Raw genomic sequence first — 24107 nt, forward strand, 5'->3', positions numbered from 1 at the left:
GGGCGGATGGACACCGCCCGGGGCCGCGGCCGCTGCCGGCCGACCACGCGGTGCGAACACCGCGCGGCCCGGCCGGGACCGGCTCAGTTACAGGTCGTGACGCTGAGGCTGCTGTCACCGCAGAGCAGCAGGCTGGCCCGGCTGCCGGTGGCGACGTCGCCCGTGGCCTCTTCCTTCGGGGTCTCCATCGACTGCAGGTCGAGAAGCGTCATGATCGATTCCTTTCCTTCATGGGGACGGTGTGCTCTTCCACGGTCCCTGACTGGGACCGGGTCCGGGGCCGCCGCAAGGGCGGGAGGAACGGCAGGTGCGCGCGGCCGTCGGTCGCGGCGCTGCCGAGGGCCAGCAGACAGCCGGCGGTGCCCGTGGCGAGATCCATGGACAACCGCATCATCTGCTCGCCGGGGAAGGCCAGATCCGCCTGGTACGGCACCGCGTGGCGGGCCAGGGCGTCGATCTGGCGTCGTACGTCGGAGGGGTGGGTGCCGGGGCCCGGGGTCGTGGTGCGGCTCAGGTACAGGACCATGCCCGCCGCGCCGCGGAAGAGCCCGGGCTGGGCGTAGAACGTGGCCTGGGCCGCCCGGACGATCTCGCCGCGCGCCCGCTCGAACCGCTCGTCGGTCCGGTGCGCCGCGAAGTCGTCGAGCACCATGCCGATGCCGACGCTGCCGGCGCCCAGGTAGGGCATCGTCCGCCATCCCTCGTCCACCTGGAGCGTCCCGCCGGCGCTGACGACGCAGCGGTCCAGGTCGCGGCCGAGCGCGTCGGCGGCCAGGTCCAGCAGGCCGGTGTCGCCGGTGCGTTCGTACAGGCGGAGGAAGAGCAGCGCGGGTCCGGACGCGCCGTACAGCAGTCCGGCGCGGGTGATGCCGGGCAGCGCGCCGGCGACGAGCTCGGCGCAGCGCAGGGCGGCGTCCCGGTGCCCGAGGGCGTCCAGGGCCAGGCCGACCCCCGCGAGGCCGCCGTGCAGGTCCGGCGCGACGCCCTCCCAGGGACGGGCCATCGCGAGCCCGGCGAGGTCGGCGGCCGGGGCTGGGTGGCCCAGGCGGTCCAGCGTCCAGGCGATGCCGGCCAGGCCGTCGTACAGCCCGAGGGGGCTGCCCGACGGGGGTTCCTTCACCCGCCGCAGAAGCCACTCCTCCGCGTCCGGGTGGGCCGGCGCGCCCGTCTCGGCCAGGGCGTACAGCACGCCCGCGGCACCGTGACCGAGCGTCAACCCGCCGCCCGCGGTGGCGAACTGGGCGATGTCGCCGGGGAAGAAGCGGTCCTCCCGGTCGGGCGTCGCCGACGCGGTGACGGCCCGCGCCATCGAGTCGCGGCTGCGCGGCCAGTCACCCGGCTCGACCGGCAGGTAGGGGCCGTCGTCGGCCGCCGCGTCCGGCCGCCCCTTGAGGATCTCGGCCACCGCCTCGTCGAGGAAGGCACGCGGCACCGGGAACTGGGCCGCGGCGATGTCCGCGAGGTGCCGGGCCTTGCCCGGGTCGAGCGGGAGGAGGCTGGTGAGCGGGAGGAAGAGCGCCAGGCGCAGACAGGCCAGGGCGTACCGGTCGACGTCGAAGCCGCGCCGGTCGGCGGGGGCCACGAAGGCGGGGTTGGCGACGGTCTGCCGGCGGTTCTCGTCGATGTGCGCGGCCGCCTCGAAGTCGAGCAGGACCACCGACGTCTCGTCCTCGCAGAGCATGATGTTGAAGAGGTGCAGGTCGTTGAAGACCACGCCGCGGGCGTGGACCGCCTCGACGGCCTCCTCCACCATCCGGTGGACGCGCAGCGCCCACGCGGTGTACTCGGCGAGCGACTCCGGTGTCGGGTCGGCCTCGATCAGCGGGTGGCGGCGGGCGAAGAAGGTGTTGAGCGGCTTGCCCTCGACGTACTCCATCGCGAGGAAGTGGTGGCCGCCCAGTTCGAAGCCGCCGCGCACCTCCGGTGTGCAGGGGAGGCCGGAGAGCCGCTCCAGGGCCTCGCGCTCCCGTCGCAGCCGGGTCACGGCGTCGGCGCCGTCGGCGGCCAGCCCGGCGTGCGGCCGGGCCTCCTTCAACACGACCTGCTCACCGGTGCGGGTGTCGCGGCCGACGTAGACGCCGCCGCCGTTGGAGAAGTGCAGGGCCCGCTCGACGGTGTACGGCACCTCGGTGAGGGTCACGGAGCGGCGGCCCGCCAGGTGCGGCTGGAGGAAGTCCGGCACGCGCACCCACGGCGGCGTCTGGAAGACCGGTCCGCGCAGGTCGGGCACGAGCCGCCCGTCGGGGTCCTCGACGGCCGGGCGCAGCTCGCCGTCCTCGTCGTAGCAGTGCCGCTGCGTGAAGCTGCCGTACCGGAGGTACACCGGGCCCTCGCCCCAGCGCAGGTCGCTGAGGATGTACGGGCCGTCCTCGCCGGCGAGGAGCGCGTCCAGGTCTCGGGCGACGCGGTGGCACTGCTCCTCGTCCGCCGGGTAGACGGTGATGAACTTGCCGCTGGCCGCGCGGTCGGCGTACTTGGCGTTGCGGTTGTGGAGCAGGTAGCGGCTCGGCACGAACTTGAAGGCGATCCGGTGGGCGAGGCAGTACTCAGTCACCCGGGCCAGGATCGACTCCGCGTTGTCCAGGCAGGCCGACACGTGGATCTTCCACCCCTGCGCCGGGAGCTCCGCCCCGACCGGGCGCAGCGCCAGCCAGTCGCCGCTGCGGTGGCGCCGCCAGCCGTCGGGGACCGGTGCCAGCGCCGCCGCGTAGAGCGCACCCCTGGCTCCCTGGCGTTCCGCGGACAGCCGGTGCGGTGCGTCGTAGAAGTGGCGGTCCGCGTCGCAGAAGGTGGCGTATCCCTTGATCACACCTGCTCCCTCGGTCAGCGACGGCGACAGGAAGAACGGTGCCAGCCGCGGAGGGGCCGCCAACAGTCACAGCTGTCAGCAACGAGCCGTGCGGAACGCACGAGTAACCTCGGCCGCCCCGGCGCCGCACGCCTCTCAGGGACCACCGGCACCTGCAGCCCCCTGAGCCCCACGGGCCCCGGCCCCGCACGCCGCAGCGGTCCGGCCGGCCGAGCCCCGGTCGGCCCCCCCCACGAGCCCCGGCCGCCCGAGTACCGGTCGGCCGCCTCCGAACCCGGGCCGATCCCCGCCCCCGCACCGCTCGCACCGCGCACACCGTCCGCCCCGGCCCCCTCGACCCGCACCCGGGGCGTCGGGCCGCACGGGTGAGGCCCCGTTTCCCCGGATTGATCATGGGGTACGTGCATGCGGCTCCCTACGCCGTGGAGGCAAACGATGAGAGAAGACGGGCAGGCTTCGGGCGGGACCGTCACGACGCGGATCCCCGCCCGGTTGGACCGGCTGCCGTGGTCGCGGTGGCACTGGATGATCGTCATCGGTCTCGGCACCGTGTGGATCCTCGACGGGCTCGAGGTCACCATCGTCGGCAACATGGCGAGCCGGCTCTCGGAGGAGGGCAGCGGCCTCGCCATCAGCAGCGCCCAGGTCACCGGCGTCGCCGCCGCGCTCTACGTGGCGGGCGCCTGCTCGGGCGCCCTGCTCTTCGGCTGGCTGACCGACCGCTACGGCCGCAAGAAGCTCTTCCTCATCACCCTGGCGGTGTACCTCGGCGCCACCGCGATGACGGCGTTCTCCTACTCGTCCTGGTGGTTCTTCCTCTTCCGCTTCCTCACCGGCATGGGGATCGGCGGCGAGTACGCCGCCATCAACTCGGCGATCGACGAGCTCATCCCGAGCAAGTACCGAGGCCGCGTCGACCTCGTCATCAACGGCAGCTTCTGGCTCGGCGCCATGGGCGGCTCCCTGCTGTCCGTCGTGCTCCTCGACACCGACATCCTCCCCAGGGACGTCGGCTGGCGAGTCTCCTTCGGGCTCGGTGTGGTCCTCGGCCTGGTCGTCCTGCTCGTCCGGCGGCACGTCCCGGAGAGTCCGCGCTGGATGTTCATCCACGGCCGCGAGGAGGGCGCCGAGGCGATCGTCGCGGACGCCGAGCGGCGGGTGGAACGGGACACCGGCAAGCCGCTCGCCGCCCCCGCCGGTTCCATCACCATCAAGCAGCGGCACAGCGTCGGCTTCGTCGAGATCGCCCGGACGCTCGTGCGCACCTACCCCCGCCGCGCCGTCCTCGGCTTCGCCCTCTTCGTCGGTCAGGCGTTCCTCTACAACGCCATCACCTTCGGCTTCGGCGCGATCCTCGCGACCTTCTACGACGTCCCGAGCGGATCGACCGGCTACTACTTCGCGGTGATCGCGCTCGGCAACTTCCTCGGCCCGCTGACGCTGGGCCGGCTCTTCGACACCTGGGGCCGCCGCCCGATGATCGCCGGCACGTACCTGCTGTCGGGCGCCCTGCTCTTCGTGACCGCCTGGCTCTTCGGCCAGGAGGTGCTGACCGCGACGACCCTCACCGCCTGCTGGTGCGTGGTCCTCTTCTTCGCCTCGGCGGGCGCCAGTTCGGCGTACCTGACCGTCAGCGAGATCTTCCCGATGGAGACCCGGGCGATGGCCATCGCGTTCTTCTACGCGATCGGTACCGCGGCCGGCGGCATCTCCGGTCCGCTCATCTTCGCGAAGCTCACCGAGAGCGGCGTGGTGGGCGACACGGTGCTGGCCTTCTCCCTCGGCGCCGCCGTGATGGTCGTGGGCGGCGTCGTCGCCCTGTTCTTCGCCGTCGCCGCGGAACGCAAGTCCCTCGAGGAGATCGCCACCCCGCTGTCGGCCCACGCCGGCGGCGCGCCCGACGCCCCCACCGAACCCGTCTCCCTGCGCCCCTGACGACACGGCCGGGTCGGGCCGGGCCGACCCCGGGACCGCCCGGCGGCCGACCGGTCCGGCGCCCCCGGTGGCGCCCATGCGACAGCGGTGCGTCCGGCCGCCTCCCCGCGGCCATACTCCCTTCGATGCGCCGTGCACGGCACCAGGCGGCCGGGGCCCGTCCCACCCGGGTCCGGATCCCGGCCGCCACCACCCCCACCCGGCGGAGCGGCACGCCACCGCCGACCACCCGGCGCCCGGGCGCGGGAAATCGATTGCGGGCGGCGCGGCCGTGCCCCGAGAGTGGCCTGATGCATCCGGAAGCCCCCTGCGCCGTCCGCCCCGCCACCAGCGGAGACGCGTCGCTCATATGCGCGCTGCTCAACGAGATCGACACCATCGAGACCGGCAGGCCCGAGACGGACCTGCACTCCGTCGAGGCGGACCTCCGCCACCCCGAGGTCGACCTCGCCCTCGACTCCTGGCTCGCCTTCGACGGCGACCGGCTCGTCGCCTACGCCCTGGTGTGGGACGAGTCCCAGGGCGAGCGCGTCGACGCCGACCACTACGTGCTGCCCGGCCACGAGGCCGCCGGGGAACGGCTGCTGGCCCTCGCCGAGGCCCGCGCCGCGGACCGGGCGCGCGCCAACGGCGCCTCCCGCGCGGTGGTCCATCTGCACCTCAACGCCGAGCCCACCACCGACCTCGACATGATGGCCCGCCGCGGCTGGCGCCGGGTGCGGCGCTACCACGTGATGACCCGTCCGCTCCCCGCTTCCGGCCCCGGCCTTGAGGCTTCCGAGCCGCCCGCCGGGCTGGAACTGCGCGACTGCCGCGACGAACCCGACCGGCGGCGCGCCCACGCCCTGATCCAGGAGACGTTCGCGGAGCACTTCGACCACCAGCCCCGCACCTACGAGCAGTGGCTCGACGACATCGGTGGCGGCGACCGCGTCGACTGGTCGCTGGTGTGGATCGCCTCCGTCGGCGCCGAGGACGCCGCCGTGCTGTTCTCGCGCGACGACCGGCGGAGCATGGCCTGGATCGGCAACATCGGCGTGCGCCGGTCGTTCCGGGGCCGGGGTGTCGCCGGGTACCTGCTGCGGCACGCGTTCGCCGTGTACGCGGGGCGGGGGCGCGACACGATCGGGCTCGGCGTGGACACCCAGAACGAGACGGGCGCCCTGCGCCTGTACCAGGCCCACGGCATGGACACCCACTACGCGGTGGACACCTGGGAGGTCGTGCTCCCGGCCGGAGTGGCCGTCGGCTGAGCCGGGCGGCCGAGCCCGGCCGGCCGAACCGTGTGGCCGAACCGGGTGGCCGACGGGTGGGCCGGGCCGGGACCCGCGGGGTGTGTCGACGGCGGGTCCCGGGCGCCCGTCAGCGGCCCTGGAGGGCCCGGACGTTGTCGCCGAAGGTCCAGTTCCGCGACCCGTCCCAGTTGATCGACCAGGTCATGAGCCCCTTGAGTCGGCCGCCGTACGCCTTCCACGCCTGGGCGACGGTGGCCGGCGGCATGTAGCCGCCGCCGGCGCCCTGCTGCGCGGGGAGACCGGGCACCTGCCGGTCGTACGGGACACGGATGGTGCTGCCCTGCACGACCAGGCCCCGGTCGAGGCAGTCGGTCTGCGCGGTGAAGCCGGCGACCGTGCCGGCCGCGTAGGAGTCGCCGGAGCACCCGTACATGCTGCCGTTGTAGTACTGCATGTTCAGCCACCACAGGCGGCCGTTGTCGGCGTACTTCTTGACGATGGGCAGGTAGGCGCCCCAGATGGAGCCGTAGACCACGCTCCCGCCGGTGACGTAGGCCGTCTCCGGGGCCATGGTCAGCCCGAAGCCGGGCGGCATGCGGTCCAGGATGCCGTCGATGATCCGGATGAGGTTGGCCTGTGAGGTCGAGGGGCGGGTGATGTCGCCGCTGCCGACGAGGCCGGTCTCGATGTCGATGTCGATGCCGTCGAAGTTGTGGGCCTTCAGGATCGGCACGACCGTGGCGACGAACCGGTCGGCGACGGCGGGGGAATTGAGGTCGATCCCCGCGGTGGCGCCCCCGATGGAGAGCAGCACGGTCAGCCCGGCCGCCTTGGCCTCGCACATCTCGGCCGGGGTGGGCACCTTCACGGTGGCGTCCATGCCGTTCTCCCACAGCGCCGTGCCGTCCGACCGGATCACCGGGAAGGCGGCGGTGACGACGTTGTAGCCGTGCTGCCTGATGCGCGGGTCGGTGATCGGCGTCCAGCCGAAGGGCGGGTGGACGCCGTTGGCGGCGCCGTCCCAGTTCTCCCAGTACCCCTGGAGGACCTTCCCGGCAGGGCGCGGTTTGAGGGGGCACGTGGCGGCGGCGGACGCCCCTCCGGCGGGCGTCCCGCCGCCGGCGGGCACCGGTCGGGCGGCGGCGGGGAGCGCCGCGGCGAGCAGTTGGGCGAGACCCGCCACCGCGAGCCCCAGCCCCAGTGACGTCCTTCCGCGTCGCGGCATGTCCGCGCTCCTTCCTCGGCGGCCCCACGGCCCGCGGCGCGCGCGACGGCGCCCGGCGGGTCGACGGGGCTCGACGGCACTCGACGGAAGGCCAGAGTCTTCTGGTCCAGACCTATCGTCAAGAGGTCTGGACCAGAAGCCCGTAGGAGGGCGCGCGAGCGGCCGGGAGCGGCAGCGGGGTCAGAAGGACTGCACGACCCGCGTCAGTTCGGCCACGGCCGCCGCCAGCGGCGCCGCGGGCTGCGCGAACAGCGCCAGCCGCTCCAGGGCGCGCCGCACCACCCCCGGCTCCGGCGCCTCCTCGTCCAGCTCCTCGCGCAGCCGACGCAGCTCGGTACGGGGTGACTCCTGGTCCGGCAGTACGGTCCGGTGCTCGTCCAGCAGCCGCTCGACGAGCAGCAGCAGGGCCTCCACTTCGGCGCGCTGGTCCGCCGACGGCGCCTGCACCGTGACGCGGCCGGCCACGGCGCGGGCGCCCGGGCCCACCGCCTGGTTGCCGACGGAGCTGTGGCCCCCGTACTGCTGGACGCCGAGGTTGAGCACGCGGGCCCCGGTCGGCTCGTCGGGCGGCGGATCGGTGGGACGGGAATCGGCTGGACGGTTCACGCTCTCTCCTGTCGTCGGGCCGCGGGTCCGGGCGGCGGCGGCCCTCCGGGCCGTGCCGTACTCGACTCCGCGGTCGCCTGGGCGCCCGTGCCGACGGCCTGGTTCCCCACCACGCTCACCCCGCCGGTCTGCAGCACGCCGTTGTTGAGGATGGTCTGCGTCTGGGTCCGGAAGTCGGCCGTGTCGACCCCGTGGTCGTCCAGGAAGTCCCGGACGGCCGCCAGTGCGTGCCGGTCGAGGGCGTTCAACGTCCGCAACGCGTCGACCAGCTGGAAGTGGTGGAAGTACTCGGGCCCCTGCGCGAGGTCGCGGACGCTGATCCGGGCGCCGCGGTCGTACGCGGGATCGTCGCAGGCGGCCCGCGTCTCGTGGCGCCGGCGCACCCGTCTGCGCCGGTCGGCGAGGGCGTCCGACAGGCACGAGCGCGGCGCCGCCCACAGCGCGCTCCCGGACCGCCGCAGCGCCCGCAGCGCCAGCGAACGGCGCCGCCGGGCGCTGGGGGCGCCCGGCGGCAGCAGGTCCACCAGGTGCATGTCGCGCCGTACCGGCCCCAGGACGAACCGCTCGCATCGCAGGTGCAGCGTCCTGCCCTCCACCGCCACGTGCAGGAAGTGCGTCGGCACGATCTCCCCGCCCCACAGCGGCACGTGGGAGGTGAGGAAGTGCCGCGCGGCACCGTCCGGGTGCCGGGCGATCCACCGCAGCGTCTCGGGGGGCAGCCGAGTGGCCGGCGGGCGCAGCGGGTCGGGCAGCAGCCGGCGGTCCCGGACGGCCTCCCTGCCGCTGACGAACACCCGGTCCTCCACCACCAGCCCCGCGATGGGCCCCTCCGCGCCGGGCGCCCGGCGGGCGCCGTCACGCCCCCCGGCCCCCTGTTCGCCCTGCCCTTCGGCCCCCCGACGGTCCTGCCCCTCGTGCCCCGCGACGCCTCGTCCGGCGCCCCGCCCCTCGCCGTGGTCCGGCAGGGGCGTCCCCGGCTCCTCCGCCGCCCCGCGCAGCCGGTGCCGCAGCCGCTCCACGAGGTCCCAGGCGTCGAAGCCGGTGACCGGCCCGGAGCGGCGCTCAGGGCCCGCGTCGGCGGGCAGCAGCGGCACCGAAAGCGTCCACTCCCCGTCCCGCCTGCCGTACCCGACGAACGGCGAGTGGCCGCTGTAGCAGCTGACGTTGCCCCGCTGGGCATCGGAAACGGCCGCGATCCGCGCGGCCGCCCACGGCTCCAGGTGCCCCGGCCGCGGCAGCCCCTCCGGGTCGAACGCGTCGCGCCGCAGCGCGCCGCGCAGCCGCGCGTCCACGTCCGCCTCCTCCGCCACGACCGTCCGCACGGTCAGGGCGCAGCAGGCCACCACGGCGAGGAGTGCCGGTATCCCCAGCAGGTAGCCGCCGGCCAACCAGGCGAGCGGGCCCGGGAGGGAGGCCGCCGACAGGGCGGCGCCGAGCAGCACCCCGGTGACGAGCAGCCCGCCCGCCGTGCCCGCCAGTCGCCACGTCGCCGCCGACGTGGGCGGCAGCTCCCGCCCCCGCACCGCGCGCCGACGGGTCCGCGACGCCGACGCGAGCGCCCCCAGCGCCAGCCGTGCGAACAGCAGCCACAGGGGGGCTGACACCGCGACGAGCCCGAAGGCGGCGGCCAGCCTGCGGTCCCGCCCGCGCCGCAGCCTGCCCGCGGTCAGACTGTGCCGCGCCACCGGGACCAGGTCGACGCCCGGCGAGGCGGCGACGGCACCGAGCCCGTCGCCCAGCACGTCCTCCACGACGCGGTCGGCGAAGTCCGGGTCGGTGTACGCGGCGGCGCACAGGTAGCGGGTCACGTCGCCGGGCGAGGTGCCGGTCGCGACGGCCACCGGGCGCTCGTCGGGGGAGTCGGCCACGGCGGACCTCCGTTCGCGGTTGCGGGACGCCGTACGGGGCGCGGTGCCCGGGGCGGTCCCGGCCGCGCGGTACCCGACGGCGAGGAGGACGCCCAGCACCAGGCCGAAGAGCACCCCGTCGACGAGCACGGCGCCGAAGGAGGTGCTCTCGCCGAAGGCGAGGAGGATGCCCGGCTCAACGGTCTCGACGGCCAGCCAGGCCAGCGCGCTGCTCACGGCGGCGACGAGCACCCCGGCACCGACCGAGGCCGCCCACCGCGCGCCGCCCGCGGGCGTCCGGCCCACCAGCCGGGGGACCAGCAGCAGGATGCCGGCGACCAGCCCTGCCAGCGTCAACCCGCCCAGCCAGGCATAGGCACGCAGGAACGGGTCGTCACCCGGTGCCAGGTGCCACCCGGGGACGAACAGCGCCCCGCGCAGCAGTCGGAGCCCGGCGCTGTCCGTCGACCACATGAGGAGCACGTCACGTGACCACGGACTGCCCAACACCACCAGAAAGGCACAGAGCAGGACGAGTCGCCCCCTGCCGGCCGGTCGTCTCATGGCACCCCCCGGAACACCTGAGACCCGCAACTGTAGGAAACCGGGGGCCGGATGTCAGCCGAACGGACGACACCGCCGGGGGAATCGGGCCCGCTCGGCGTCGAGCGGTGACCGCGCGGCCGACGCCCGCACCTCCCGCCTTCGGGCCGCCGGGGCGCCCCGCCCCGCTCGCGGGGCGGACGGGGGCCACTGGCACCGGCCGCTCGCCCTGTGTCACTGTGGCAGGAGCCAGCCTGGTCTGGCGGGGGAACCCCGCGCCGTCCCGGGGTCACGGTCGGTGGCCCGGTCACGGTACGGGTGGTTCTCGCTCGGCTGTGCGCGGCCCGACGCCGCGCACTCGGCGGGCGCCCCCGAGGGCGACCGTCCATGGGCTCGATCCCCGAGAGGGACGAACCGTGTCCGACACCTTCACCGTCGTCGTCACCCACCACCCCCAGAGCACCGTCATCGCCGTCACGGGCGAGATGGACCTCACCACCTGCCCCCGCGTCGACGAGGCGTGCACCGTCCTCCCGGTGGGCGGCAAGACGCTGCGCCTCGACCTGTCCGGCGTCCCCTTCATGGACTCCACCGGCCTCAACCTGCTGCTGCGGCTGCGCCGCCGGGTCCGGGACGACGGCAGCCGTCTGGTCCTCGCCGGCCTCCAGCCGCAGCCGAGGCACCTGCTCCACCTCACGGAGGCGTACGCCCTCTTCGAGACCACGGCGGCCGACAACGTCGGTGAGCCCGCAGGACGCCGCTGACCCGAGGACTCGCCGCGCGGCCACGCGGGCCGTCGGGGCCGGGTGCAACCCGCCCCCGCCCGGACGGAGTCGGCCGCCGGGGCCGCGCACGCGGCGGGCGCCGCGTGACCCGCCCACTTCAAGCCGCCTTCCGCGAAACGGTTTTCGCGGCTGAAGACGGGTTAGGCGCACCCCATGAGTGAAACGGACAAGAACAAGAGCAGCGGCAAGGACACCGCCACCCGGACGGGCGCCGCGAACGGGCGCGCCCGCACCGCCACCGGCACGGCCGGCAGGGCGGCCCGCGACACGACGCGCGCCGCGGCCGACCAGGCCGACGGGGCCCGCAAGGAGGCGGGGGGCGTTCTCGCGGCCCCCGCCCAGGCCCTGACGTCGACGGTCAACGGCGTGTGGCGCAAGGCCGCGGTACCGGCGCTGGGCCTCCTGAAGGCGAACGCCGTCACCGCGGGCGGCGTCGCGGCGGCCGCGACGGCCGTGGCCGTCGGCGCCTACGCCGGCGGGCGCAGGTCCGTCCTGCGCGCGCACGGCCCCGTCACCCGTCTGACGGGCGGCCGCATCTGAGTCCCGACGGCACGCCCAGCTCCGGCGTGCCGACATCACCCAGCAGCGCTCTGCGCGCCACCCGTGTCGGGGGGCGCCTCCGTCGGGCGGGCGGCCACGAGGCGGAACAGGGCTGGCGCGGCCCCCCTGGGCGCAAGCCTCCCGTGCCGTGCCCGTGCCATGAGGCCCCGGTGGCTGCGCGGCGGAGGTGTCCCGCGTGCACACCGGGCCCGGCTGGGAGGTGTGCGGGAGCCCGTCCCCGGAGCACCGCCGGGACCGGTATCTGCGACGACGGCCCCGCGGAGCGCGAGCCGGCGCCGTGAACGCCGACGCCCGCCCCGCCGGGCGGGCGGGGCGTCATGACCGGGGGAGCGGTCTACTGGCGGGTCTCCCGGGGCGGGGCGCTACGGCGGTGGCTGGTGTCGCACCAGGGGTAGCGCCGACTGCGGTGGCAGGTGCACAGGGCGACGCGGAAGCGGTCAGAGGAGACCAGGGTGCCGTCCTCCAGCTCCACTTCGACCGGCCCCTCCACCAGCAGCGGACCCTTGCGCGGCAGGGTGATGCGGCGCGGGGCGTCATCGTTCGGCACGGATCACCACCAGCTCTTCCTTGTCGTCGTCGTGAGCGAGCAGCCCGCGCTCGCGCAACCAGCCGTGCCGGGAGCGCAGGACGGGCCCGAAGGCGACCCAGCGGCGGTCCGCGACCACGGCCCGCAGGCCCGAGGAGCCCAGGTGCTCCAGGGTGCGGTCCGGGTCGCTCAGCACCGAGTGCACCAGCAGCAGCGTGCCGCCGGGACGCAGCAGCCCGGGCGCCTCGCGGCAGATGCGGTCCAGGACCATGCGGCCGTCGTGGCCCGCGTCCCAGGCGCGCGCCGCGCCGCGCGGCCGGCGGGCGCCGTCCGGGGCCGGCACGTACGGCGGGTTGGCCATGATCAGGTCGAACGACTCGCCGGCCACGGGGGACAGCAGGTCGCCGCGGACGGCGTGCACGCGCACCCCGGCCAGCAGGGCGTTGAGGCGGGTCGCGAACACCGCCCTGCGGGAGACGTCCACGGCCGTCACGTGGCCGCCGCGGCGGGCGGCCTCCAGGGCGAGCGCACCCGACCCGGTGCCGATGTCGAGCACGCGCGTTCCCTCACGCAGCGGCACGGTGTCGAGGGCCTCCTTGAGGAGGGCCGTGTCATCCTGCGGGGCGTAGACCCCCGGCGGTACCAGCAGGTTCATGCGTCTCCGGGTACCCGTCTTTCTCATATGGCAACAGCATTCTCTTCGGTTGCGCAGAGTGACGTCCGTCCCTCGCGCCACAGGCTCAGCAGATGGTCGCCGAGCCGCTGCTCCAGGTACTCGGTCACGTCGATGCCGAACACGACGTCGTCCGCCAGGTGCGGTTCCTCGGCGAGCAGGCCGCCGATGACGTCCCTGCGGACGATCTGCTCGTGCACCGCGTCCGCCTCGACGTGCTCGTCGTAGAAGAACTCGGCGGCCCCGCCCGCGCCGGTGCGGCGCATGGCCTCCGCCAGCCTGCGCGAGCCCGGCGACGAGGTGATCTCCACGGCGGCGAAGTGCCCGACCAGGGCCCCGCGCAGCGAGCGGTGCAGACCGAGGAGGGACATGAGGTTGACGAGGGCGAGCATCGGGGCGCAGCCCGCGTCCAGGTAGCGGCCGTAGGCCGGGTCCAGGCCGAGGTCCTCCATCAGGTCGGCGAAGAGCCGCGCGTGGACGCGCTCGGGCCGGCCGCCGCCGTACTCGTCGAACTCCACCGCCGCCATGCCGGCCTTCGCCCGGCCCCAGAGGCGGGGGAGCACCCAGGCGTGCGGATCGGCCTCCTTCAGGTGGTACAGCGAGCGGTGGGCCGCGTACTCGCGCAGCTGCCACAGCTCTCCCTCGTCCCGCAGGTAGTGGGAGACGCCGGCCCCCTCGGCCGGTTCCACCAGCAGTTCCTTGAGCGCCTCCGCCACGCTGTCGTGCACCGGCGTGTCCGCCCGCAGCGCGCCCAGGAAGCGCTGTTCCATGGCCCGGCGGGTCGCCAGGAGCCGGGGGTCCCACTCCAGCTCCGGGTCGACACCGGCGAAACCGCGGTAGTGCAGCTCGTAGCAGAGGTACAGGGCGAGCTGGAGGTCGCCGCCGTAGACGTCCGCGGTACGCACCGCCTCGTCAGGGGGCAGGGGGCCGGTCCCGCGCAGATAGGCGGCGACCGCGCCGGAGAGCGGCCCGCGGCCCTCCGGCAGCGCGGGCCCGTGGCTGTCGTGTGTCATCCCCACCGTGTACCCGCCGCCCGCCCCCTCATCCACCCCCGCCACCCTCTCGGACCCGCTCCGACCTGCCCGGACGCGCCCGGAGCGGGCTCGGGGCGGGCTCCGGGCGGGCTCGGAACGCGCTCGGGGCCGGTCATCCCGGCCGCCCGGCGCCCCCCGGCGGGGCCACCGCGGGAAGGCCGGCCCGCCCGTGCCGGCCCCTCGCGCCCGGCGGGGAACCGCTCGGCGAGCTGCCCGGGTCGGCACGGTATGGGCTGCTACATTCCCCCGCGGACCGGACACGGGGTGCGGGTGAGGGGAGGGCGCGTGAAGGTGGTCTGCGTCGGCGGTGGTCCCGGCGGGCTCTACTTCTCCCTCCTCATGAAGCGGCAGGACCCGCGCCACGACGTCACCGTCCTCGAACGCGACCCGGCCGGCTCGACCTACGGGTGGGGCGTCACCTACTGGGGCGGGCTCCTCGACCGGCTGCACGCCCACGACCCCGACTCCGCCCGCGCCGTCCGCGACGCCTCGGTCCGCTGGAGCGGCGGCGTGGCCCACATCCGCGGCACGACGACCGCCCGCCCGGGGGACGAGGGCTTCGGCATCGGCCGGCACCGGCTGCTCGACGTCCTCGCCCGCCGCGCGCGGCAGCTCGGCGTGCGGCTGGTCCACTCCCACGAGGTCACCCCCGCCGACGGCCCGCCCGACGCGGACCTCGTCGTCGCCGCCGACGGCGTGCGCAGCGTGCTGCGCGCCCGCCACGCCGACCACTTCGGCACCGAGGTCGAGACCGGCCGGAACACCTACGCCTGGCTGGGCACCACGAAGGTCTTCACGACCTTCACCTTCGCCTTCGCGCAGACCCCGCACGGCTGGGTGTGGTGCTACGGCTACCCGTACGGTCCGGACGGCAGCACCTGCGTCGTCGAGTGCCCGCCGGAGGTGTGGCGGGGCCTCGGCCTGGACCGGGCGTCCGACGAGGACGGCCTCGGCCTGCTGGAGGAGTTGTTCGCCGGCCCCCTGGACGGCCACCGGCTGATCGGCCGCCCCCGGGGCGAGGGAGGCGCCCGCTGGCAGACCTTCCCCACCCTGACCAACCGGACCTGGCACCGGGACAACCTCGTCCTGCTGGGCGACGCCGCCCACACCACCCACTACTCCGTCGGCGCGGGCACCACCCTCGCCCTGGAGGACGCCATGGCGCTGGCCGGCGCCCTGCGCACCGCGCCGTCCCTGCCCGCCGCCCTCGCCCGGTACGAGCGGGAACGCACCGCCGCGCTCCTGCCGCTGCGCAGCGCGGCCCGCTACAGCGCCCGCTGGTACGAGGAGCTGCCGCGGTACGCGCGGCTCGACCCGCCGCAGATGTTCGCCCTCCTCGGGCAGCGGCACTCCCCGCTCCTGCCGTACGTCCCGCCCCGGCTCTACTACCGGCTCGACCGGGCCGCCCACGGCCTGGAGCCGCTGCGCAGGTTCAAGCGGTGGCTCGGGCCGCGGCTCGCCCGCACCCTGGAGGCGACCCGCGCCCGGTGAACGGCGCCCGAGGCCGGGCCCTCACTCCGGGCGCGCCGCGCGCTCCGGGCCCCGGTCGGCGGGCGGCATCCCCTCCAGCAGTCCCCCCAGCGCGCCCACGACGAGCCGGCTCACCTCCGCCGGGTCCGCGTCGGCCAGGGGGCGCTTGCCGACCACGACCCGCATCAGGCCGATGCCGAGCAGCCAGGACAGGGCGAGGTCGGCCCGCAGCCGGCTGTCCTCGGTGTCGCTGAGCGTGGCGAGCACCCGGGCGTACTCGTCGCCCAGCGTCGTGACCGCCGCCGACACCTCGTCGCCCGCGCCCACCGAGCGCAGCAGCGTCTCCAGCGACCGCGCCGCCCCCGCCCGACCGCGCTCCGCCCGGCCGCGCTCCGCCCGACCGCGCTCCGCCCGGCCGCGCTCCGCCCGACCGCGCTCCGCCCGGCCGCCGTCGGGCGCGTCGCCGCCCGCCGGGTCGAGCATGCTCGCCAGTACGGTCTCCACCAGGCGCTCCGGCGGGGTGCACCGCAGCTGTTCGAGACCGTCCCGCGACACCACCTCGCCGAAGAGGGCGCGCTTCGAGCCGAAGTGGCGGAAGAGCAGGGCCTGGTTGAGTCCGGCGCGCCCGGCGATGTCCCGTACCGTCGCCCGCTCGTAGCCCCGCTCGGCGAAGAGCTCGGACGCGGCCGCCAGCAGCCGCTCCCGCGTCGTACCGCCCGGCGCTTCCGCACCGCCCGGCGCCCCCGGGCCGTCCACCGCGCCCGCGGCGGCGCGGCCTTCGCCGACCCCGTCCGCCACCGGTCCGCCCGGCTCCGCCCACCCCGCCCCGGCGCCGTACCGCGCCGCTCCGGTGCCCGCCCGTCCGGCCATCGGCCGCCCCCGTCCCGTCGTTCGAAGACGCGTTCCAACCCGTATGGCCGGAGGCGCCGTTGACCCGCTCTCGGGGCCAACTCTAGGTTGGTAAGCAGCTGCTTACACCAGGGAGGCTTCCCCGTGACGACCGCTCGCGAGCAGACACCGCTGGCCTACCCCTTCAACGAACCGGAGGGCCTGGGCCTGGCCGACGCCTACACCGACGCCCTGGACCACCCGGGCCTCTTACGCGTCCGCATGGCCTACGGCGAGCCCGCCTGGCTCGCCACCCGCTACGCCGACGCCCGCCTCGTCCTCGGCGACCTGCGCTTCGGCCGGGCGGACGCCGTGTTCCACGACGAACCGCGGCAGTCCCCCGCGCAGCAGGACTCCGGCATCCTCGGCATGGACCCGCCGGAGCACACCCGGCTGCGCACCCTCGTCGCGAAGGCGTTCACCGTGCACCAGGTCGAGAAGCTGCGGCCCCAGGTGCGGGAGCTGGCGCACGGCTTCCTCGACGCGATGGAGGAGGCCGGCCCGCCCGTCGACCTCGTCGAGCACTACGCTCTGCCCATCCCCGTCGCCGTCATCTGCCGGATGCTGGGCGTTCCGGAGGAGGACCGGCCCAGGTTCCGCGTCTGGAGCGACGCCGCCCTGTCGACCAGCTCCCTGACCGCCGAGGAGTTCCAGCGCAACCGCGAGGAGCTGCGCGCGTACATGGCCGGGTTGATCCGCGACCACCGCGAGAACCCCCGCCCGGACCTCATGACGGCGCTCATCGACGCCCGCGACACGGGTGACCGCCTCACCGAACTCGAACTGGTCGACCTGTGCGTCGGCATCCTCGTCGCCGGCCACGAGACCACGGCGAGCCAGATCCCCAACTTCCTGTACGCCCTCCTCGACCACCCCGACCAGCTCGCGCTCCTCCGCGAGCGGTCCGAACTCCTGGCGGGCGCCGTCGAGGAGCTCCTGCGCTTCGTGCCGCTGGGCAGCGGCGCCGCCTTCCCCCGGTACGCGAAGGAGGACATCGAGGTGGGCGGCACGCTCGTGCGCGCCGGTGAGCCCGTCCTCGTCGCGGTCGGGGCCGCCAACAGGGACGCGTTGAAGTTCACCGCCCCCGGCCGGCTGGACATCACCCGCACCCACGTGCAGCACCTCGGCTTCGGCCACGGCGTCCACCACTGCCTCGGCGCGCCCTTGGCCCGCCTGGAACTCCAGGAGGCCCTGGGCGCCCTCCTCACCCGCTTCCCCGACCTCCACCTCGCCGGTGACGTCGTCTGGAAGAACCAGATGCTGGTCCGCGGCCCCCGCGAGATGCCGGTGGGGTGGTGACCCGGTGAGCTGGACCGCGCAGGTCGACCCGGAGCGGTGCATGGGCTCAGGCATGTGCGCCGCGCTCGCCCCCGACCTCTTCCGCCTGGAGGGCGCGCACGCCGAGCCGGTACGCGCCCGAATGGCCGCCGACGAGCGCGCGCTGGACGCCGCCGACTCCTGCCCGGCCCTGGCCATCGTCGTCCGCGACGGCCCCCGCACCGTCGGCCCCCGCCCGTGACCCGCGGCGCCGGCGGCAGGGCGCCCGCCGGCTCCCGGGTGCGCCCGCCAAGCCCGCCGAGCACGTACGGCCGTGCCCGCCGTGCCCGCCGTCTCGGCATCGCGAAGGGCGGGCGGGCCGGGGCGGTGCGGGCCACCGTCAGGCGGCGGGGCGGGGGGTGAAGGGGCCGTCCGGCGCGAAGGCCAGGGCGGCGAAGCGCTCCCCGATGCGGCGGTGGGCCGCGGCGTCCGGGTGCAGTTCGTCGGGCAGCGGCAGCTCGGCGTAGTCCGCCGCGCCGTACAGGGCCTGGCCGTCGAGGACGTGCAGATGCGGGTCGTCGGCCGCGCGGCGCTCCACGACACGGGCCAGCTCCTCGCGGATGACGCGCAGGGTCAGTTTCCCCTGCGCCCGCTCCGCGGGGTCGCCGGTGGCGCGGAACCGCAGCCTGCCGGTGGCGAGCGACTCGGTGTCGAAGGCGCACGGCCCGGGCGTGTCCTCGTGGATGGGGCAGTGGAGCGGGGAGACGACCAGCAGGGGAGTGGTGGGGTGGCCGTCGCGGAGGGTGTCGAGGAAGCCGTGGACCGCCGGGGCGAAGGCGCGCAGCCGCATCAGGTCGGCGTTGACGAGGTTGATGCCGATCTTGACGCTGATCAGGTCGGCGGACGTGTCCCGCATGGCGCGGGCGGTGAAGGGGTCGAGGAGGGCGCTGCCGCTGAGTCCGAGGTTGACCAGTTCGACGCCGCCGAGCGCGGCGGCGACCGCCGGCCAGGTCGCGGTGGGGCTGCCCGCGTCCGAACCCTGGCTGATGGAGCTGCCGTGGTGCAGCCACACCCTGCGGCCGTCGTCGACCGGTACGGGCTCGACGGGCGCGTCCGTGCGCAGGGCGATCAGCTCGGTGGTCTCGTTGTGCGGCAGCCATATCTCGACGTGCTTGTCGCCGCCGCCGAGGCCCGCGAAGCGGACGGTCGCGGTCGGCCCCGGCCGGTGCTCGGCGGTACCGGCGACCATGTCGATGGTGAGGGTGTTCCCGCCGGCCGCGCCGGCCTGGCCGGCGAGCCGGCCGTCCACGAGCAGGTCGTAGACCCCGTCCGGGCGGGGCGGGGCGCCCGCGTACACCCGCTTGGTGGGGAGGGTGTCCAGTTCGACGGCGGTGGCCCGGGTGCGGAACACCAGGCGCACCCCGGAAGGCTGCGACTCGGCGAGGGCCAGCTGCCCGTCGTCGTACTGGGCGCGGGCCCCTGCGGGCAGCCGGTGCGGCAGGACGCCTCGTTCGGTGCGCTCCAGTTCCAGCGCCCCGCGCAGGAGGTCGGCGGTGAGGGGCGTGCTGATCCAGCGGTGGTCGGTGCTCATCGTCCCTGCCTGGGGGTCGGGGGGTGCGGTACGGCCGCCGGCGGCACGAGGGCCGACCGGCCGGCGGGGTCGGGTCCGGCGCGGAGGGCCGGTCAGGGCGCGGGCCAGGCGCGCAGCAGCGCGTCGAGCGCGTCGAGGATCCGTGACCACGTCTCGTCGGTGTCGGGGGCGCTGTGGCTGAAACCGCCGCCCATCTCCAGGCTGACGTAGCCGTGGAAGACGCTGCCGAGGAGCCGGACCGCGTGTGTCCGGTCGGGCTCGGCGAGGTCGTAGCCGCGCAGGAGGGCGCGGGTCATGGAGGCGTGCCGCCCGCCGGCGCTGGTGGCCGCGGTCTGCGGGTCCAGGGGCGTCCGGGTGGCGGCGTACCGCCCGGGGTGCTCGCGTGCGTAGTCCCGGTAGACGTTCGCCAGCGCCGTCAGGGCGTCCTTGCCGGCGCGGCCGGCGAGGGCGTCCGCAGCCCGGTCGGCCAGCTCCTCCAAGGCGAGGAGGGCGATCCGGGTCTTGAGGTCCTGCGAACTCCTCACGTGCGAGTACAGGCTCGCCACGCGTACGTCGAAGCGGCGCGCGAGCGCCGAGACCGTCACGTGCTCGAACCCGACCTCGTCGGCGAGCTCCGCGCCCGCGAGGGTGAGCCGCTCGGGGGTCAACCCTGCCCGTCCCATCGGTCCCACCGCTCCTCTCCTTGCCTGAACCCATCATGCGCTTGCCTATAGCCCTTAGGCAAACGCCTTGCCGGCAGTGTGGTGGGCGGGCTCGGCGGCACGGGGGGAGGACCGGGGCGCACCGTGGGGCCGTGGCCAAGATGAGACAGCGGCCCGGCCGCGGGTGCCGATACCCGCGGCCGGGCCGGGTCGGACCCCCGCGCCGTCGCGCCGGGGTGCCGCGCGGGCGTCAGGTGGCCGGGTGCTTGGTGAACCGGTGCCACCAGTGCCGTCGCCGGGGGTGGACCGCCCGACCGAGCCTGCGGCCGAGGAGCGCGTACCCCAGCAGGGCCCCGGAGCTGTTGAGGATGACGTCGTCCACGTCGAACGCGCGTCCCGTCACCAGGGCGCCCTGCACCAGCTCGACCAGCGTCATCACGACCGCCGTCACGAACACGACCCGCAGCAGCCCCCGTGTGCGGGGCGCGAGGACGGGGAGCAGTAGCCCGAACGGCACGCCCAGGGCGATGTTGCCGCCGATCTGCTTGACCGTGTCGCGGAACGCGGGCTGCGACAGGTACTGGTTGATGGAGTCGCCCGGCCGCAGGTTGCTGTGCGTCAACTGCTCGGAGGCGATGGAAGGTTCGAGGGTCAGCCGCGCGAGGACCACGGCGAACACCACCATGCCCGCGAACGCCAGCAGCATGGCGAGGATCCGGCTGCTCCTCGACAGCCGCGGACCGGTGTCCGCTGCTCCGCCCCCCACTCCCGGGTCTCCACGTTCCTCACGCGCCGCGGGTCCTCCGGGCCCTCCAGGTCCTCCGGGCCCTCCAGGTCCTCCGGGTCCTCCGTGCTTCTCGTGTCCTCCGTACGCTCCGCGCCCACCGGACCCTTCGTCCTCGTGACGCCGTTCGTGCTCCTGCTGCGCGGCGGTGCTCCGCCGGACCGTCCACCGCATGGCCGACAGCCCCCCTCCTTCGAAACCGGACCTCCAGGAACCCCCGGTTACCCCCGCCCCCGGTGCGTACGCCCCGACGCGCCCGGCGCCGGCCCGGACCGCCTCGCCCGCGAAGGACCGCCCCAGCGCCGGGAATTGGCCCAGGGGAACGATGCGGAAGTGACCTACACGCCAGTGCCACCACGGCCCTAGGGTCGGATGCATGAGCGAACAGCGCACCGCCGCCTCGACCACGTCCACCTCCCGCCCCCTGCTCACCCGCCACGCCGACGCGGAGACCTGCGCCGACCCCAGCAGCGTCATGCGGCTGCTGGCCGACACCGACGGGCCCGACGGGTTCACGAGCTACCGGTCCACCTTCGCCGAGGGGGCGGTCGGGGCGCCGGCCCACTTCCACACCAGGGCGACGGAGCTCTTCTTCGTGATCAGCGGCTCCCTCCGCGTGCTCGTCGGCGAGGAGGTCACCGTCCTGGAGGCGGGCGACTTCCTGGCGGTGCCCCCGCGCACCCCGCACGCCTTCGCGGCGGCGCCCGGAGCCCGGGCGGACGTCCTGTTCGTGTTCACGCCCGGCATGGGGCGCTTCGACTACCTGCGCCTGCTCGGCCGGGTGATGCGCGGGGAGGCCGACCCGCGGGAGATCGCCGAGTCCGGCGAGCGCTTCGACAACCACTACGTCGACAGCCCCGCGTGGCGCGCGGAGCTCGACCGCCCCGCCTGACGGCGGCCCGCCCGCCCGCCGCGTACCCTCGCCTGACGGCGCGGCCGCACGCGACAGGCGGCCGTGCGGCCGTGCGGGAACAACGTCGCGGGTGTCCGCGTTCCGTACACGGGTAAGGAGCGCCGGGGGAGGACTTCCCAGGTGATTTGCCCTTCCTTTACCCTTTGGTGGAGGGGATCACCTGGCATCCCCCGAGGACCAGTGCGTGGCCGCAGGGGCGGCCCGTCCAGCGAGAAGGAGCAGCAGACCCACAATGGGTGAACCTCCCAGTACCAGCCGTGCCGCGTTCCGCCCGCTCGAGGCCGACGGACGGGAGGTGGCACGGTGACCGAAGTGCTCCTGCTGCTCCTCGCCCTCGCGCTCACCCTCGCTTGTGCGGTGTTCGTCGCGGCCGAGTTCTCCCTCACCACCGTCGAGCGCGGCGAGCTGGAGCGCGCCGCCGAGGCCGGTGAGCGCGGCGCCGCCAGTGCCCTCGCGGCCGCCAGGCGCCTCACCTTCCAGCTGTCCGGCGCGCAGCTCGGCATCACGGTGACCTCCCTGGTCATCGGCATGCTCGCCGAGCCCGCCGTCGCCACCCTGCTGCGCGGCCCCCTCGTGGCCGCCGGGCTGCCCGACGGCGCCGTCTCCACCGTCGCGACCCTCCTCGGTGTGGCGGTCTCCACCGTCGTTTTGATGGTCGTCGGCGAGCTCGTCCCGAAGAACTGGGCGATCTCCCGGCCGCTCGCCGTGGCCAAGGTGGTCGCGGCGCCGCAGCGCGGCTTCACCGCCGCCTTCGGCCCGCTGATCCACCACCTGAACGACACCGCCAACCACCTCGTGCGCCGCTTCGGACTGGAGCCCGCCGAGGAGCTGGCCTCCGCCCGCACCCCCGAGGAGCTGGTCGCGCTCGCCCGGCACTCCGCCCGCGCGGGGGCCATCGAGGAGGACGCGGCCGAACTGTTCGTCCGCACCCTGCACCTCGGCGACCTGACCGCCGAGAACGTCATGACGCCCCGCGTCGACGTCAAGGCGCTGGAGGTCCACGCGACCGCCGCCGACGCCGCGAACCTCACCCTCGCCACCGGCCTCTCCCGCTTCCCGGTCTACCGCGACACCCTCGACGAGGTCGTCGGCACCGTCCACATCCGGGACGTCCTCGCCCTCGACGAGGACAAGCGCCGTCTCGTGACCGTCGCCGAGCTGGCCACCGAGCCGCTGCTCGTCCCGCACTCCCTGCCGGTCGACCGGCTGCTCGGCCGGCTGCGCCGGGCCCGCACCATGGCCGTCGTCATCGACGAGTACGGCGGCACGGCCGGCGTCGCCACCGTCGAGGACATCGTCGAGGAGGTCGTCGGCGAGGTACGCGACGAACACGACCCGCACGAGACGCCCGACCTGGTCGAGACGGAACCCGCCGCCGACGGTCGCCGCGTCTGGCGCGCCGACGGCAGCGTCCGCGTCGACCAGCTCGCCGAGATCGACTTCACCGCCCCCCACGGCCCGTACGAGACACTGGCCGGCCTCATCGCCACCCGCCTGGAGCGCATCCCCGCCGTGACCGACCGCCTGGACATCGACGGCTGGCGGCTCGACGTGCTGCACGTCGAGCACCACCGCGCCGACCGCGTCCTGCTCACCGCGCCCGCCCCGGCGGCCGCGCACGCCGCCGCCGCGACCGGCCGCGAGGTGACCCGATGACCGCCGTCCAGCTCCTCATCGGCGCGTTCACCCTCGTCACCAACGCGTTCTTCGTCGGCGCCGAGTTCGCCCTGATCTCGGTCCGCCGCAGCCAGATCGAGCCGGCCGCCCTCAAGGGCGACCGCCGCGCGAAGAGCACCCTGTGGGGCCTGGAGCATCTGTCGGCGGCGATGGCGACCGCCCAGCTCGGCATCACCGTCTCCTCGCTGGTGCTCGGCGCCGTCGCCGAACCGGCCATCGCCCACCTGCTGGAACCGCCGTTCCAGGCGGTCGGGGTGCCCGAGGGCCTGATCCACCCCATCGCCTTCGTCATCGCGCTCACCCTCGCGACCTATCTCCACATGCTCGTCGGCGAGATGATCCCGAAGAACATCGCCCTGGCCGCACCCGCGACCACCGCCCTGCTCCTCGGCCCGCCGCTCGTCGCCCTGACCCGCGCCCTGCGCCCGGTCATCTTCGGCATCAACGCCTTCGCCAACGCCATCCTGCGGCTGCTGAAGGTCGAACCGAAGGGCGAGGTGACGGCCGTCTTCACCGACGACGAACTGGTCCGCCTGGTCAAGGACTCCAGCGAGGCCGGCCTGCTGGAGCCCGAGGACGGCGACCGCCTGCGCGACGCCCTCGAACTGGGGACCCGCCCGGCCGGCGAGGTCATGGTCCCGCTGAACCGCATGGTGACCGTCGACCACGGCGTCACCCCGCAGGAACTGGAGCGGACCGCCGCCTTGCACGGCTTCTCCCGCCTCCCCGTCACCGGACCCGGCGGGACCCTGCTGGGGTACCTCCACATCAAGGACGCCCTCGGCGTCGCCGACCGGACCAAGCCGTTCCCGCGCGGGGCGCTGCACCCCATGACGAAGGTCGCCCTCGACACCCCGCTCGACGACACCATGACGGCCATGCGCGCCGCCGGCACCCACCTCGCGGCGGTCACCGGGAACAAGGGCACGGTCATCGGCTTCGTCACCATGGAGGACGTCCTGGAGGAGCTCGTCGGACCCGCTCCGGCGGCCGACTGACGGGCCGCCCGACGGGCGCCCGCAGGCCCGCCGCCTCGGACACGACCGCGCGGTCCCGCCCGCCTTCCGGGCGGACGGGACCGCTGTGGGACGGACCGCGCGCCGCAAG

General features: G+C 75.1%; 22 protein-coding genes. 10 read left to right on the forward strand and 12 right to left on the reverse strand.

What is annotated here, in order from left to right; genetic code table 11:
* Positions 1 to 83: 83 nt before the first annotated feature.
* Positions 84 to 212, reverse strand: coding sequence for a SapB/AmfS family lanthipeptide (locus tag LPA54_RS05670; RefSeq protein ID WP_058940762.1), 129 nt, complete (start codon positions 210 to 212; stop codon positions 84 to 86).
* Entirely contained in the window at positions 209 to 2809 is a 2601-nt protein-coding gene (gene lanKC, locus LPA54_RS05675; protein ID WP_228974408.1) for a class III lanthionine synthetase LanKC, read from the reverse strand. Before lanKC ends, LPA54_RS05670 begins: the two co-directional genes overlap by 4 nt.
* A 435-nt stretch (positions 2810 to 3244) precedes the next feature.
* Between lanKC and LPA54_RS05680 the strand changes: the two genes are divergently transcribed.
* Positions 3245 to 4744: an MFS transporter gene (locus LPA54_RS05680; RefSeq protein ID WP_228974410.1), complete on the forward strand. Its 1500-nt coding sequence runs from the start codon at positions 3245 to 3247 to the stop codon at positions 4742 to 4744.
* A gap of 290 nt (positions 4745 to 5034) precedes the next feature.
* A complete protein-coding gene (locus tag LPA54_RS05685; RefSeq protein WP_228974413.1) occupies positions 5035 to 5997 on the forward strand; it encodes a GNAT family N-acetyltransferase in 963 nt (320 codons plus the stop codon).
* A gap of 109 nt (positions 5998 to 6106) precedes the next feature.
* On the opposite strand, the gene LPA54_RS05690 is transcribed toward LPA54_RS05685, so the two are convergent.
* The 3 genes from LPA54_RS05690 to LPA54_RS05700 all read right to left on the reverse strand — a co-directional run bounded on the left by LPA54_RS05690 (position 6107) and on the right by LPA54_RS05700 (position 10131).
* Positions 6107 to 7204, reverse strand: coding sequence for a chitinase (locus LPA54_RS05690; protein WP_228974415.1), 1098 nt, complete (start codon positions 7202 to 7204; stop codon positions 6107 to 6109).
* Between the two features lie 180 nt (positions 7205 to 7384).
* Positions 7385 to 7810 (reverse strand): hypothetical protein, encoded by a 426-nt coding sequence (locus LPA54_RS05695; protein ID WP_228974418.1) that lies wholly within the window; start codon positions 7808 to 7810, stop codon positions 7385 to 7387.
* On the reverse strand, positions 7807 to 10131 hold the full coding sequence (locus LPA54_RS05700; RefSeq protein WP_228974419.1) for a hypothetical protein: 2325 nt from the start codon (positions 10129 to 10131) through the stop codon (positions 7807 to 7809). The genes LPA54_RS05695 and LPA54_RS05700 overlap by 4 nt, the downstream gene beginning before the upstream one ends.
* A 485-nt stretch (positions 10132 to 10616) precedes the next feature.
* Here LPA54_RS05700 and LPA54_RS05705 point away from each other — a divergent pair, with 485 nt between their 5' ends.
* The gene (locus tag LPA54_RS05705; protein ID WP_228974421.1) at positions 10617 to 10964 is read left to right on the forward strand and encodes an STAS domain-containing protein; all 348 of its coding nucleotides are present in this window, start codon (positions 10617 to 10619) and stop codon (positions 10962 to 10964) included.
* A 174-nt stretch (positions 10965 to 11138) separates the two neighbouring features.
* Positions 11139 to 11525, forward strand: coding sequence for a hypothetical protein (locus LPA54_RS05710; protein ID WP_228974422.1), 387 nt, complete (start codon positions 11139 to 11141; stop codon positions 11523 to 11525).
* Positions 11526 to 11880: 355 nt separating this feature from the next.
* Here the strand turns inward: LPA54_RS05710 and LPA54_RS05715 are convergent, their stop codons facing one another.
* The 3 genes from LPA54_RS05715 to LPA54_RS05725 are packed head-to-tail and all read right to left on the reverse strand — an operon-like array spanning position 11881 to position 13758.
* Positions 11881 to 12093, reverse strand: a complete 213-nt coding sequence (locus LPA54_RS05715; RefSeq protein ID WP_228974424.1) for a CDGSH iron-sulfur domain-containing protein — start codon at positions 12091 to 12093, stop codon at positions 11881 to 11883.
* Complete coding sequence (locus LPA54_RS05720; RefSeq protein WP_228974426.1) at positions 12080 to 12727, reverse strand: HemK2/MTQ2 family protein methyltransferase; 648 nt, start codon at positions 12725 to 12727, stop codon at positions 12080 to 12082. Before LPA54_RS05720 ends, LPA54_RS05715 begins: the two co-directional genes overlap by 14 nt.
* 23 nt (positions 12728 to 12750) lie before the next feature.
* Positions 12751 to 13758: an iron-containing redox enzyme family protein gene (locus LPA54_RS05725; protein ID WP_228974428.1), complete on the reverse strand. Its 1008-nt coding sequence runs from the start codon at positions 13756 to 13758 to the stop codon at positions 12751 to 12753.
* A 306-nt stretch (positions 13759 to 14064) separates the two neighbouring features.
* Between LPA54_RS05725 and LPA54_RS05730 the strand changes: the two genes are divergently transcribed.
* The gene (locus LPA54_RS05730) at positions 14065 to 15270 is read left to right on the forward strand and encodes an FAD-dependent monooxygenase (RefSeq protein ID WP_228974429.1); all 1206 of its coding nucleotides are present in this window, start codon (positions 14065 to 14067) and stop codon (positions 15268 to 15270) included.
* A gap of 21 nt (positions 15271 to 15291) precedes the next feature.
* On the opposite strand, the gene LPA54_RS05735 is transcribed toward LPA54_RS05730, so the two are convergent.
* Positions 15292 to 16119 (reverse strand): TetR/AcrR family transcriptional regulator, encoded by an 828-nt coding sequence (locus LPA54_RS05735; protein WP_228974432.1) that lies wholly within the window; start codon positions 16117 to 16119, stop codon positions 15292 to 15294.
* 123 nt (positions 16120 to 16242) lie between these two features.
* Here LPA54_RS05735 and LPA54_RS05740 point away from each other — a divergent pair, with 123 nt between their 5' ends.
* Together LPA54_RS05740 and LPA54_RS05745 are read left to right on the forward strand one after the other, a co-directional pair.
* Positions 16243 to 17436, forward strand: coding sequence for a cytochrome P450 (locus LPA54_RS05740; RefSeq protein ID WP_228974434.1), 1194 nt, complete (start codon positions 16243 to 16245; stop codon positions 17434 to 17436).
* A gap of 4 nt (positions 17437 to 17440) precedes the next feature.
* A complete protein-coding gene (locus LPA54_RS05745; protein WP_228974436.1) occupies positions 17441 to 17656 on the forward strand; it encodes a ferredoxin in 216 nt (71 codons plus the stop codon).
* Between the two features lie 138 nt (positions 17657 to 17794).
* Here the strand turns inward: LPA54_RS05745 and LPA54_RS05750 are convergent, their stop codons facing one another.
* From LPA54_RS05750 to LPA54_RS05760, 3 genes are all read right to left on the reverse strand, one after another.
* Positions 17795 to 18985: a GDSL-type esterase/lipase family protein gene (locus LPA54_RS05750; protein WP_228974438.1), complete on the reverse strand. Its 1191-nt coding sequence runs from the start codon at positions 18983 to 18985 to the stop codon at positions 17795 to 17797.
* 92 nt (positions 18986 to 19077) lie between these two features.
* Positions 19078 to 19647 (reverse strand): TetR/AcrR family transcriptional regulator, encoded by a 570-nt coding sequence (locus tag LPA54_RS05755; RefSeq protein WP_228974788.1) that lies wholly within the window; start codon positions 19645 to 19647, stop codon positions 19078 to 19080.
* A 229-nt stretch (positions 19648 to 19876) separates the two neighbouring features.
* Positions 19877 to 20332, reverse strand: a complete 456-nt coding sequence (locus tag LPA54_RS05760; RefSeq protein ID WP_228974791.1) for a VanZ family protein — start codon at positions 20330 to 20332, stop codon at positions 19877 to 19879.
* Between the two features lie 454 nt (positions 20333 to 20786).
* Between LPA54_RS05760 and LPA54_RS05765 the strand changes: the two genes are divergently transcribed.
* The 3 genes from LPA54_RS05765 to LPA54_RS05775 all read left to right on the forward strand — a co-directional run bounded on the left by LPA54_RS05765 (position 20787) and on the right by LPA54_RS05775 (position 23998).
* Positions 20787 to 21302, forward strand: a complete 516-nt coding sequence (locus LPA54_RS05765; RefSeq protein WP_228974440.1) for a cupin domain-containing protein — start codon at positions 20787 to 20789, stop codon at positions 21300 to 21302.
* Between the two features lie 324 nt (positions 21303 to 21626).
* Entirely contained in the window at positions 21627 to 22979 is a 1353-nt protein-coding gene (locus LPA54_RS05770) for a hemolysin family protein (protein WP_228974441.1), read from the forward strand.
* A complete protein-coding gene (locus LPA54_RS05775) occupies positions 22976 to 23998 on the forward strand; it encodes a hemolysin family protein (RefSeq protein ID WP_228974442.1) in 1023 nt (340 codons plus the stop codon). The genes LPA54_RS05770 and LPA54_RS05775 overlap by 4 nt, the downstream gene beginning before the upstream one ends.
* Positions 23999 to 24107 lie beyond the last annotated feature (109 nt).

Source organism: Streptomyces sp. DH12, assembly GCF_020873895.1.
Classification (GTDB): domain Bacteria; phylum Actinomycetota; class Actinomycetes; order Streptomycetales; family Streptomycetaceae; genus Streptomyces.